The organism is Pantoea sp. X-Soil-YNGN-844 (assembly GCF_059730595.1).
This window is the reverse complement of record NZ_AP036007.1, coordinates 2792565-2805692: the sequence shown is the minus strand read 5'-3', so window position 1 is coordinate 2805692 and position 13128 is coordinate 2792565. Positions and strand designations below refer to the sequence as shown.

The 13128-nt window shown below is 54.6% G+C and carries 6 protein-coding genes; 2 read left to right on the top strand and 4 right to left on the bottom strand.

Annotated features, from left to right (window positions below):
* Nucleotides 1–350: 350 nt before the first annotated feature.
* Nucleotides 351–1076 (bottom strand): bifunctional 2-polyprenyl-6-hydroxyphenol methylase/3-demethylubiquinol 3-O-methyltransferase UbiG, encoded by a 726-nt coding sequence (gene ubiG, locus AC6I8C_RS12965; RefSeq protein WP_497822721.1) that lies wholly within the window; start codon nt 1074–1076, stop codon nt 351–353.
* 177 nt (nt 1077–1253) lie between these two features.
* On the opposite strand from ubiG, the gene gyrA reads away from it, so the two are divergent.
* Entirely contained in the window at nt 1254–3926 is a 2673-nt protein-coding gene (gene gyrA, locus AC6I8C_RS12960) for a DNA topoisomerase (ATP-hydrolyzing) subunit A (protein WP_497822720.1), read from the top strand.
* A 1222-nt stretch (nt 3927–5148) separates the two neighbouring features.
* Nucleotides 5149–8001, top strand: coding sequence for a two-component system sensor histidine kinase RcsC (gene rcsC / locus AC6I8C_RS12955; protein WP_266308675.1), 2853 nt, complete (start codon nt 5149–5151; stop codon nt 7999–8001).
* A 53-nt stretch (nt 8002–8054) separates the two neighbouring features.
* Here rcsC and rcsB read toward each other — a convergent pair whose 3' ends face one another.
* Genes rcsB through AC6I8C_RS12940 form a run of 3 tightly spaced genes read right to left on the bottom strand, consistent with a single transcriptional unit; the run spans nt 8055 to nt 12538 of the window.
* A complete protein-coding gene (rcsB, locus tag AC6I8C_RS12950; RefSeq protein ID WP_009089068.1) occupies nt 8055–8705 on the bottom strand; it encodes a response regulator transcription factor RcsB in 651 nt (216 codons plus the stop codon).
* Nucleotide 8706: 1 nt separating this feature from the next.
* Nucleotides 8707–11364, bottom strand: a complete 2658-nt coding sequence (rcsD, locus tag AC6I8C_RS12945; protein ID WP_497822719.1) for a phosphotransferase RcsD — start codon at nt 11362–11364, stop codon at nt 8707–8709.
* Between the two features lie 19 nt (nt 11365–11383).
* Nucleotides 11384–12538, bottom strand: a complete 1155-nt coding sequence (locus AC6I8C_RS12940; protein ID WP_497822718.1) for an MFS transporter — start codon at nt 12536–12538, stop codon at nt 11384–11386.
* Nucleotides 12539–13128: the final 590 nt, after the last annotated feature.

The following is a 13128-nucleotide window of genomic DNA, read 5'->3' as shown; positions in this document are numbered from 1 at the left end:
ATGATGGATAGAGGGGTTGTATTTTTGGCGAAAATTCTTAGCCCGTGCCTTGTAAGGCCTGGCAACATGTCAACCAGATCACACTTTTTTTTCTAACTTTGATCGGACGCGTATTTCTTATTCAATCCTCCCTTTTCGGCCCTGCAGGGGAGGAAAAATAGCGAAAACAGACTACCTCCCCGGCGCGTTGCGAGATGGCGGGGACTGAAAACTAAAGCAGAAGTGAGTGGGTGTGACGTAACCCACTGGCAGATAACACTATGCCTCTGTTGCGTTGATTTCGGGGGGAGCAGGCGATGAAAAGTGGAAAGGGAAGAACAAGCCCGCCCTGATTCAGGCGGGCCGATTACTTATACGGCGCGGTGGGTGTGCACCATATAATTGACGTCAGTGCCGGGAGCCAGTTTGAAGCGGTTGGTCACCGGGTTGTAGTGCAGGCCAATGATGTGGCGTTCACGCAGGGCCGTTTCATCCACCCAGCCCAGCAGTTCGGAAGGACGGATAAATTTCTTCACGTCGTGAGTGCCGCGCGGAACCATGCGCAGTACATATTCCGCGCCGAATACTGCCAGCAGCCAGGCTTTAGGATTGCGGTTCAGCGTAGAGAAAAAGACTTCGCCGCCGGGTTTGACCAGCTTTGCACAGGCGTGAACCACCGAGCGTGGATCCGGCACATGCTCCAGCATCTCCATGCAGGTTACCACATCATATTTTCCGGCGTGCTGCTCCGCATGCTCTTCTACGGTCTGCTGCACGTAGTCCAGCGTCACGCCGCTCTCCAGAGCATGCAGGCGCGCCACGGCCAGCGGTTCAGCGCCCATATCCAGGCCCGTCACGACTGCGCCTTCACGCGCCATACTTTCAGCTAAAATGCCGCCGCCGCATCCCACGTCGAGCACGGTTTTACCAAACAAACCGTTGCTGTGCTGCGCGATATAGCCCAGGCGCAGCGGGTTGATACGGTGCAACGGTTTAAATTCACCCTCCAGATCCCACCAGCGCGAGGCAACGGCCTCAAACTTGGCAATTTCCTGCGCATCGACGTTCTGCTGATGATTCTGCGGTTGTGCATTCATTGAATCGTAACTCCTGACAAAATGTGCCCACAGTATAAACGCTTAACCGCAGTTGGCACACCTTTCAGGGGCAATGAAAAGCGGGGGAAATCGGTGGTTAACGTTCACCCGGGCATTGCAGTGTGATATACTTTCGCACCTTTAAAATCCGGGATTAAGTAGAGGGATAGCGGCTCCATGAGCGACCTTGCGAGAGAAATTACACCGGTCAATATCGAAGAAGAATTAAAGAATTCTTACCTCGGTTACGCCATGTCGGTCATCGTTGGCCGAGCTTTACCCGATGTGCGTGATGGCCTGAAGCCGGTTCACCGTCGCGTACTCTATGCGATGAGCGTATTGGGTAACGACTGGAACAAACCCTATAAAAAATCTGCCCGCGTCGTTGGTGACGTTATCGGTAAATATCACCCGCATGGTGATTCTGCTGTTTACGACACCATTGTACGTATGGCCCAGCCTTTCTCCCTGCGTTACATGCTGGTGGACGGACAAGGCAACTTCGGTTCCATCGACGGCGACTCCGCTGCAGCGATGCGTTATACCGAAATTCGCATGTCGAAAATCGCCCACGACCTGTTAGCTGACCTGGAAAAAGAGACCGTCGATTTCGTACCGAACTATGACGGCACTGAGCAGATCCCTGAAGTTCTGCCGACCAAAATCCCTAACCTGCTGGTGAACGGTTCTTCCGGTATCGCCGTAGGTATGGCAACCAACATTCCACCGCACAACTTGCGTGAAGTGATTAACGGCTGCCTGGCGTACATTGAAGATGAGAACATCAGCATTGAAGCGCTGATGGAGCACATTCCGGGGCCTGATTTCCCGACCGCCGCCATTATCAATGGTCGCCGTGGCATCGAAGAAGCGTACCGCACCGGACGCGGCAAGATTTACATTCGCGCACGTGGCGAAGTGGAAGCCGATGCGAAAACAGGCCGCGAGACCATCATCATTCATGAGCTGCCGTATCAGGTGAACAAAGCCCGCCTGATTGAGAAGATTGCGGAGCTGGTGAAAGAGAAGCGTGTTGAAGGCATCAGCGCACTACGCGATGAGTCTGATAAAGACGGCATGCGCATCGTGATTGAGATCAAGCGTGATGCGGTCGGCGAAGTGGTTCTGAATAATCTCTATTCACTGACTCAGTTGCAGACCTCGTTTGGTATCAATATGGTGGCGCTGCATCAGGGCCAGCCGAAGATTATGGCGCTGAAGGAGATTCTGGACGCCTTCGTTCGTCATCGTCGTGAAGTCGTAACGCGTCGTACCATCTTTGAACTGCGTAAGGCCCGTGACCGCGCGCATATCCTGGAAGGTCTGGCGATTGCGCTGGCGAATATCGATCCGATTATCGAGCTGATTCGTCGTGCGCCAAACCCGGCAGAAGCGAAAGCGGGTCTGATTGCTCAGGCGTGGGATCTCGGTAATGTGTCAGCGATGCTGGAACGTGCAGGCGATGACGCCGCCCGTCCGGAGTGGCTGGATCCGCAGTACGGCATCCGTGATGGTCAGTACTATCTGACCGAGCAGCAGGCTCAGGCGATTCTGGATCTGCGTCTGCAGAAACTGACCGGCCTTGAGCACGAGAAGCTGCTGGATGAGTACAAAGCGCTGCTGGAGCAGATCGCTGAGTTGCTGCACATTCTGTCGAGCGCTGAGCGTCTGATGGAAGTGATCCGCGAAGAGCTGGAGCTGATGCGCGATCAGTTTGGCGACGATCGTCGTACCGAGATCACCGCAAATACCGCCGATATTAATATCGAAGACCTGATCAATCAGGAAGATGTTGTGGTGACATTGTCGCATCAGGGCTATGTGAAGTATCAGCCGCTGACCGACTATGAAGCGCAGCGTCGTGGTGGTAAAGGCAAGTCAGCCGCACGTATCAAAGAAGAGGACTTCATTGATCGTCTGCTGGTGGCGAATACCCATGACACGATTCTTTGCTTCTCAAGCCGTGGCCGTCTGTACTGGATGAAGGTTTATCAGCTGCCGGAAGCAAGTCGTGGCGCGCGTGGACGTCCAATCGTCAACCTGCTGCCGCTGGAAGCCAACGAACGTATTACGGCGATTCTGCCGGTACGTGAGTATACCGAAGGCTTCAATATCTTTATGGCGACCGCGCTGGGTACCGTGAAGAAGACCGCGCTGAAAGAGTTCAGCCGTCCGCGCAGCGCCGGTATTATTGCCGTGAATCTGCGTGATGACGATGAGCTGATCGGCGTGGCGCTGACTAACGGCAACGATGAAGCGATGTTGTTCTCCGCAGCCGGTAAAGTGGTGCGCTTTGCAGAAACTGCAGTTCGTGCCATGGGTCGTACCGCTTCTGGCGTGCGCGGCATCAGGCTGGCTGAAGGCGATCGTGTGGTGTCGCTGATTGTGCCGCGTGAAGAGGGTGCCATTATGACCGTGACGCAGAATGGTTACGGTAAGCGTACGGCCAACAGCGAATATCCGACCAAGTCGCGTGCGACGCAGGGTGTTATCTCAATCAAAGTGACCGAGCGTAATGGTCCGGTGATTGGCGCGGTTCAGGTTGTCGATGGCGATCAAATTATGATGATCACCGATGCCGGTACGCTGGTGCGTACCCGCGTGTCAGAAGTGAGCGTCGTGGGTCGTAATACCCAGGGTGTGATTCTGATTCGTACCGCTGAGGATGAGAACGTAGTCGGACTGCAGCGTGTTGCCGAGCCGGTTGAAGAGGAAGAGCTGGATTCAATCGACGGCAGCGTGGCGGAAGGCGAAGATGATATTGCGCCGGAAGCTGAGATCGACGATGAAGAGATTGCACCGGAAGCGGATGCAGAAGATGAAGACGACGCAGCAGAAGACGAAGAGTAATTTGTCTGATGTAAGCTGAGGTTCGTTGCAGAAACGGCAGGTCAGGGGAAACCCGGCCTGCCGTTTTTTTTTTGGAGATCGGGTGTGGGTGGCTGTGAGCCGAGAGCCGCCGAAAGGCCCGCTATGCCCGATCGCAAAGGATTCCCGCATCCCTGCGGATCGGCCACGCCATCCCTGGCGTGGACGCTTTGCTCTTCGGGCATAGCCAGCCTTTCTCACTGGAATTACGGTGTTGCTTTGAGTGGAGGCAGGGTAGCAGATAACTAGCGTCGAAAGCCGGAAGCCGGAAGCCGGTGGCTGCGGGATGGGAGCCGCCGAAAGGCCCGCTATGCCCGATCGCAAAGGATTCCCGCATCCCTGCGGATCGGCCACGCCATCCGTGGCGTGGACGTTTTGCTCTTCGGGCTTAGCCAGCCTTTCTCACTGGAATTACGGTGTTGCTTTGAGTGTGGGCAGGGTAGCAGAGAACGGGAGCCGGAAGCCGGTGGCTGCGGGATGGGAGCCGCCGAAAGGCCCGCTATGCCCGATCGCAAAGGATTCCCGCATCCCTGCGGATCGGCCACGCCATCCGTGGCGTGGACGTTTTGCTCTTCGGGCATAGCCAGCCTTTCTCGCTGGAATTACGGTGTTGCTTTGAGTGGAGGCAGGGTAGCAGAGTACGGGAGTCGAAAGCCTGAAGCCGGTGGCTGTGAGGCGAGAGCCGCCGAAAGGCCCGCTATGCCCGATCGCAAAGGATTCCCGCATCCCTGCGGATCGGCCACGCCATCCCTGGCGTGGACGCTTTGCTCTTCGGGCTTAGCCAGCCTTTCTCACTGGAATTACGGTGTTGCTTTGAGTGTGGGCAGGGTAGCAGAGAACGGGAGCCGGAAGCCGGTGGCTGCGGGATGGGAGCCGCCGAAAGGCCCGCTATGCCCGATCGCAAAGGATTCCTGCATCCCTGCAGATCGGCCACGCCATCCCTGGCGTGGACGCTTTACTCTTCAGGCATAGCGGGTCTTTCTTGTCAGGACAGCGGTTTCGCTTTTTATTGGTGCACGTGTGAATGGCTTTGGGTCAGGGGTGAGACTGGCTTATTGAGTTACAGGCAGGGCTTTCGCTATCTTAAAAGATTCCCAAACCTTCCGCTAAGCCTGCGGCTGGCTGGCTTTTTTCGCCTGATAAAGCTAGTGTATGGGCATTAAAAATCGATGATGCGACTAACCTTGCCAACTGCGAGTTACCTTTGAAATATCCTGTCTCTTTCCGCACTACGCTTCGCATCTCGCGCTATCTTTTCCGCGCGCTGGCGCTGCTAATCTGGACGCTGGGCGCTGTTCTGACGGCGTTTTACATCATCAGTGTGCTGCACAATAAAGAGACGCAGGTCCGGCAGGAATTCGCCAGTAACTACGGCACGATTCAGTGGTATGTGCGTCATTCGGCGGACATGATGCGTGAGCTGAAATATATCACCGAGAACCGCCTGACCAACGCCAGCAGTGGTCTGGATGTACTGACCGGCATGATGCCAGGCAAAACTACGCAGCCGCAGTTTACGCCACTCTTTTCGGATGGCGACTGTACCTCAATGAGCAACACCTGGCGTAACTCGCTCGATTCCCTCAGCTACTACATCAATTACTGGAAGAGCAACTTCGCCTCGTCGTATGAGCTCAATCGGGTGTTCTTTATCGGTGGCGAGAGTCAGTGTCTGGCGGACTTTACCATTGGCAGCAGTAATGCCGATCGGGAACGCAGCCTGAAATCGCTGCGTGAGAATGTACTGCGCTATCGCAATAGCAGTGAGGAAGATCGCCGCAATCCGATGTACTGGATTAACAGCAGTGCGCAGCCCGGCGTCGGCACCTTCTATATGGTAGTGCCGGTTTATGTCGCCAATAAGTTACAGGCGCTGCTGGGTGTTGAGCAGAACATCCGGCTGGATGAGTTTATTCAGCCGGGCAGCCTGCCGATTATTGCGTCCATTACCGACGAAAATTACCGTCCGCTGCTTAACTCGCGGCGCGGCGGGCTGGGCTTCTCGCTGGATAATCTGCCGGATGATAAAACCTGGTTTGGTTATCTGAATGGTTATCGTCAGCTGGTGCTGAAGAAACCGCTGCCGCCGTCCGATCTTAACGTGGTGTGGTCGATACCCACAGACGTGATGGTTGATCAGCTTAAGCTGATGATTATCAATGCGCTGCTGCTTAATATTTTCAGCGCCGTAATCCTGTTTACTCTCGCATGGGTGTTCGAACGACGGATGTTCCTGCCAGCGGAGGAGAATGCCCACCGGCTGGAAGAGCATGAGCAGTTTAACCGTAAGATTGTTGCCTCTGCGCCGGTCGGGATCTGTATTTTACGTACCAGCGACGGCACCAATATTCTGAGTAACGAGCTGGCACACAATTATCTGACGTTGCTGACGCAGGAAGATCGTCTGAGGCTGAATGAGATTATTGGCGGGCAGCAGGTCAACTTTGTCGATGTGCTGACCGGCAGTAATACCAACCTGCAGATCAGCTTTGTGCATTCGCGCTATCGTAATGAGAACGTGGCGATTTGCGTGCTGGTCGATGTTTCGGCGCGCGTGCGAATGGAACAGTCTCTGCAGGAGATGGCACACGCGGCAGAGCAGGCCAGCCAGTCTAAATCGATGTTCCTGGCAACCGTCAGTCACGAGCTGCGCACGCCGCTATATGGCATTATCGGTAATCTCGACCTGTTACAGACCAAAGAGCTGCCCAGCGGCATCGACTCGCTGGTGACGGCGATGAACAACTCCTCCAGCCTGCTGCTGAAGATTATCAGCGATATTCTCGACTTTTCGAAAATTGAGTCCGAGCAGCTGAAAATCGAACCGCGTCCGTTTGCACCGCGCGAAATCGTCACCCACATCGTCGGCAACTATTTGTCGCTGGTGGTGAAGAAGCGGCTGACGCTCTACTGCTTTATCGAACATGATGTGCCGCAGGTGCTGGACGGCGATCCGCTGCGTCTGCAGCAGGTGATCTCCAACCTGCTGAATAACGCGATTAAGTTCACGCACACCGGCTGTATTATCCTCCACGCCTGGGTTGCCGAAGGCTATCTGGCCTTCCGCGTCCGTGATACCGGCGTCGGCATTCCGGCGAAAGAGCTGCCGCGTCTGTTTGATCCTTTCTTCCAGGTAGGCAGTGGCGTGCAGCGTAATTTCCAGGGCACCGGGCTGGGACTGGCGATCTGTGAAAAGCTGATCAATATGATGGACGGTGATATTGAGGTCGACTCAGAGCCAGGCATGGGCAGCCAGTTCATTGTGCGTATCCCGATCTACAAAGGGCAGAAGCCGTCACTGATGCTGCTGGAGGATTTGAAAGAGAACAAAATCTGGCTGGCGATGCGTAACGACTATCTTGCGGAGTTTATTACCCGCCAGATTCAGCAGCAGGGCATTGAGGTTGCGGAATATAACGGTAAGCCGGGTCACGACGATGTGGTGATGACCGATTACGACCTGGAAATCGACTTACCGCTGCGGGCGCTGATCACCTTTGATGGCTCGCATGTGGATATGCCGCGTGAACGTCAGCCGGGACGCTGGATCCACTCGACAGCCACGCTGCACGAGGTGCCGGCGCTGCTGGCGCGCATCTACCGTATTTCGCTGGGCCACGATGCGGCGGATGCGTTGCTGCTGGCCGCGCCAGTCGAAGAGAAAGTGCATAACGATGACATCATGGTGCTGATTGTTGATGACCATCCGATTAACCGCATGCTGCTGTCGGAACAGCTTGGCACGCTGGGCTATCAGGTGAAAACCGCGCAGGATGGTGTTGATGCGCTTAACGTGCTGAGTCGTAATGAAATCGACATCGTGCTGACTGATGTGAACATGCCAAACATGGATGGTTATCGCCTGACGCAGCGGTTGCGTCAGCTGGGCCATCTCTTCCCGGTAGTGGGCGTGACGGCGAATGCGCTGGCGGAAGAGAAACAGCGTTGTATGGATGCGGGCATGGATAACTGCCTGTCAAAACCGGTGACGCTGGATGTGCTGAAAGTGACGCTGGCCATCTATGCTGATCGGGTGCGCAAAACGCGGCCAGGATAAAGCAGGATAGGGCAGAGAAGAGGCGGTGCAGGCTGCACCGCCTCAGACGTAACTTAGTCTCTTTCTACCTGAGTCTGGCTGACAGACGACAGGTAGTTCAGCAGCGCGATATCATTATCCACGCCCAGTTTCATCATCGCTGATTTCTTCTGGCTACTGATCGTTTTGATACTGCGGTTCAGTTTTTTGGCGATTTCCGTTACCAGGAAACCTTCAGCGAACAGACGCAGTACTTCACTCTCTTTTGGTGACAGACGCTTGTCGCCATAACCACCTGCGCTGATCTTCTCCAGCAGTTTCGCAACGCTTTCCGGCGTATATTTCTTGCCTTTCTGCAGTGCAGCCAGTGCTTTCGGCAGATCGGTAGGCGCGCCCTGTTTCAGGACAATCCCTTCGATATCGAGATCCAGCACAGAACTCAGAATCGCCGGGTTGTTGTTCATGGTCAGAACAATAATCGACAGATCCGGATAGTGGCGTTTAATGTATTTAATCAGCGTAATGCCATCGCCATACTTCTCACCTGGCATAGAGAGGTCGGTGATCAGGACGTTAGCGTCAAGCTTGGACAGATTATTGATCAGTGCTGTTGAGTCTTCGAACTCACCTACAACGTTGACCCATTCAATTTGTTCCAGAGACTTTCGGATACCGAAAAGGACAATTGGATGGTCATCGGCAATAATTACGTTTAAGTTATTCATCTTATTGGTTACCTTGCTGCAGCAGTTGATTGACGTAAGCGTCAATATCACTGGTGGTATTTGTAATGTTTGAATCGTCACACGCTTTAATGTGGTGTTCTAACTCTTCACAAAGCTGTTTGCCGGGAGTCAGATTGAGCATGGCAAACACGCCCTTTAGGCGATGCGCTGTCTGAGCAAGCGAGGCGTAGTCCTTTTCCGCCGACTCAGTATACAGTCTCTTCACATCAACCGGTACTGTCTCCGTAAACAGCTGGAAATAGCCGCCGCTCATCAATGGCGTGGCCGTGTCGTCTTCCATGTCATTATCCATCACATCATGCGACAGTTGCTTCTCAATCAGGGCCAGTAAGGCATCCAGCATCGCATTACTGAGATTGAAATTGACCCGATACTGCTGGTCGTTCAGTGCATGATGACCCAGTTCATCTTCCGCCAGCAGCAGTGCCCAGCCGCTAAGCTTTGAGGGATCGTCGGTCACCAGCACATCGTGATCCTGACCGGAAATACGCTCATCGGGTGTCAGACATCGTGCGCCCCAGTTCTCCAGATGGCGGCAGACGATTTTATGCACGTCCTCCACGGTGATCTCCACCAGCGCGGTCACACCATCCAGAATCTTTTCCTCTTCTTCTTCGTGCTTCTGCTCCAGCACCAGCGGCAGCTGCATGTTATAGCGCGTGCCGATATCCGCTTTTGCCACGATATCGAGACTGCCACCCATCTGCTTGCAGAGCTGCTTACACAGGAAGAATGCCATGCCGGAAGCCTGTCCGTAGCGATCCTGACTGGTATCGCCCAGGAACGGGAAGTCGACATTCGCCAGCTCATCCACCGTCAGGCCCGCACCGGTGTCCACCAGTTCGATGATCACTCTATCGGCCTGTTTGTCCGCAGCCTTAACTTCCAGGGTGACTTTTCCCCAGCGGGTGGTGGTCAGAGCATAGTGCATCAGCGTGGTCAGCACTTTGCGCAGGGCGCGACGGTCGCCAAAGCGCGTCTCGTCATTCGCCAGATGATTATTCACCACCAGCGACAGCCCTTTGCGACGCATCAGCGGCAGGCTTTCCAGTGCGATTTCGTCCAGTAGCTCCTGCAGGTTAAAGACGGTGGCATCCGGTGACCAGTCATGCGCCTCAAGCCGGTTCAGCAGCACGATATCATCCACCAGGCGCGCCAGCCCCTGGCTCTCATCGAGCAGGTCCAGCACGGTCTCATCGGCGTCACGCTGGCTGAGTTGCACCAGCTGCGTCACCATCTTCTCCAGTGGCTGATTCAGCGCATGACCCAGATTGTGCAGCAGCTGCTGACGCATCTGATGGTTGCGGTCCAGCACCTGCTGCGCTTTCTGCAGTTTCTTGTTCACCAGCAGCTCACGATCCTGGTCACGCATCATAAACAGCTGGGTATGTGGCGACAGCACGCTGCGGGCGTGGCGAATTTCATACACTTCGTTATTGATAGTGGCCTGCAGCACGCCCTGATGCTGGTCGGACATATTAATAATCTTCTGCAGATTGAGATGCGGTAAAAGATGTTCAGCAATCTTATTGCTCAGCAGGGTGCGGTTGCTGGCAAAGTCATACACCAGCAGGCCGACCGGCAGGCTGGCCACAATCTCTTCGTTCAGTACCCGTAGCGAATCAAGTTCAGCGCTCTGATTTTCGCTGGGACGCAGCGACTGCTGGCGCAGCAGCACGATACCCGCCAGCGACAGCAGGAACAGCAGCAGGTTGATCAGCAGCGGCCAGAGCAGGTTGTGCAGGCTGTCGATAATCAGGCGGGTAATTGGCACCTGATAGACCAGCTGCAGCGACGTGCTGGGCAGGGTGGCCGTAATCTCAATATTGGGGTTAACCAGCGTGATGCGGGTGTTTTCCACCTCCTGCTGATCGGCTGTCGTGGCAGGCATTGAGCTGTCCTGACGCAGCTGGAAGTTTTCCAGCGGCATGTTCTGCGGAACAATATCGTTAACCGGCAGATCAAAGGCGACCACCGTGGCCAGATGGCCCGGCTGATTAAAGGTAGTGCGCAGCGTGAAATAGTGGTCGTTCTGGAAGGCGAGGTGGCGCAGCGGCGAGAAGCTCTCGCGTTCATCCAGCGCATTGGCCTGTTGCAGCATCTCCGCGCGGCGGCTATCCACCATTGCGCTGATAGCGCTCTCTTTATAACGCGTCGCCATATCTTTCAGCGGCAGGGTCGAGATCATAATCAGGCTGTTGTCCTGACCATTTAAAAAGTACATCGACCAGGTAGGATTTTCTGCGCCCCACAGCGTGTCGAGATAGTTCGACATCCGCATGGTCATATCCAGCGTGCTGCTGTCGTGTGAGCCGAAAATCAGCGCTTCAGTTTTACGGCGGGTTTTTTCCAGGTAATAGACGTCAGGACGCAGCCGCGTCTCCTGCAGGTTGCTGCCGGGTGTAGCGCCTGCCGCACTGGTGGAGAGATTTTCATAGATCTGCCAGGTGGCAAAGCGGTAGGCGTCGATGCGCTTCTGCACGTCACGCGCCAGATCGTCCATGGCATAGCGTTTGCCGGTCAGCCAGGCATTGACCGAGTTATGCACCATAAAGCCCAGCGCCAGCAGCAGCACCAGATTGAAAACCACAAAAAAGCGGGTGACATTGCCGGAGGTCAGTGGAAACTTATACAACATAGCGTGTCAGGTACCTGAATTATCGCGCAACTTTTCGCGCACTGGCGGCTACCGCTAACAGCAACAGCGCGATCATTAAAAATGCGCCGCTGAGGCTGATCCATTGCGAAATGAATCCGATTAAAGCCGGACCTGAGAGAATACCCGCATATCCCAGCGTTGTCATGGCAGAAATCGCCAGGTTTGCAGGCATATCCTGTTGATTCCCGGCAGCATTGAACAACATCGGCACCGTATTGGACAAACCAAAGCCCACCAGCAGAAATGCCAGCAGGGCGATCTCCGGCCACGGCAGCCAGACGGCCAGCGTCATACCTGCTGCGGCAGTCAGTGCGCCCGTCAGCATCACCGGATAGCGGCCAAACCGCTGGATGATCTTATCGCCGCTAAAACGTCCCAGCGTCATCGCTACCGAAAAGACCGCATAGCCCAGACCCGCATAAGCGGGTGACATCGCCGGATTCTGCAGCAACAGCAGTGCGCCCCAGTCCAACACTGCCCCTTCCGCCAGGAACAGGATAAAGCAGAGCAGGCCAAGAAATGCGACCCAGCCGCGTGGGATCACCAGCCAGGGCTGATCGGGCTGATGCAGGCGCTGATTCATTAACACCGGCAGTCGCCAAAGCAGCAGTAACAGCATCACGGCCATCACCACCAGGGTCGCGTGCAGCGGCGTAAACGCGCGGCTCAGCAACAGGCTCACCGTACCCGCCCCCAGAATGCCGCCCAGACTGAAGAAGCCATGAAAGCCGGACATCATCGGTTTATCGGCAGCCTGCTCAACCTGCACCGCCTGATAATTCATCGCCACATCCAGCATGCCCAGCCCGGCACCAAATAGCATCAGCGCCGCTGCCATCACCAGATGAGAGTCAGCGGTGGCCAGCAGCGGCATCATAAGCAGCACTAACAGCGTGGAGAAGCCCATGACCTGACGGCAGCCAAACCGTGCCACCAGCGTGCCGGTCACCGGCATCGCGACCAGCGAACCAATTCCCAGGCAAAGCAGTAACGCGCCCAATGACGCGCCGCTGAGCTGCAGACGATCGCGGGCAAACGGCACCAGCGGTGCCCAGGCTGACATCCCTAAACCATTAATCAGAAAGAGGGTGCGTGTGCCCCAATTCAGGCGGCTCTGATGCTTATGTTGTTGTGCAGCGTCCAGTGCAGTCATAGGTCAGATTCATCAAGGGTAAAGCGGAAAAGTGTAGCACTGGCCGTGAGTTCAGTGGCCGTTGCGCCTCTTATTAAAGTGGTGCAGCAACATCGTTTAAATGGCAAAACCGGGAGTTTACCGACTTTTGCCGCGCCGCGAATTTTTTCCAGAACTTTCCTGGTATGACCACCACCCACGCGGCGTGACTTAACTCAAATTTCAATGCTGCTTTTCAACAACTTGCTGCCCAAAAGGCGGAACAGGACCAGCCATAAATGATGGCTGAATCGCATAATTAACAAATTTATTTTTTCGCTCTCAGGTTTTTGAAAGGGTGGTTTTTTAACCGTTTTGCATCATTTGTGGAAACAGTCAGCAATAAATTGACATGAAAAAACAAGGGCAAAGCGAATTTTTCGAAAACTGAATTTCAGCTGTGGCTAATGTAATAAAGATTAAATCATAATGAAATCTGTACATTGAAATTGATTTTTACCACGGTTACGCTAAAAATTACTTTGTCAGAACCGTTACGTTTGGCATCAATCTGTACAACTAAATCTAACAATTATACCGCCACGCTTCGCTTTTTGATGGGGTTGTGACGC

Coding starts and splice junctions, on each gene's coding strand:
- ubiG (WP_497822721.1), bottom strand. CDS start 1,076: ATGAATGCACAACCGCAGAATCATCAGCAGAACGTCGATGCGCAGGAA.
- rcsB (WP_009089068.1), bottom strand. CDS start 8,705: ATGAATAACTTAAACGTAATTATTGCCGATGACCATCCAATTGTCCTT.
- gyrA (WP_497822720.1), top strand. CDS start 1,254: ATGAGCGACCTTGCGAGAGAAATTACACCGGTCAATATCGAAGAAGAA.
- rcsD (WP_497822719.1), bottom strand. CDS start 11,364: ATGTTGTATAAGTTTCCACTGACCTCCGGCAATGTCACCCGCTTTTTT.
- AC6I8C_RS12940 (WP_497822718.1), bottom strand. CDS start 12,538: ATGACTGCACTGGACGCTGCACAACAACATAAGCATCAGAGCCGCCTG.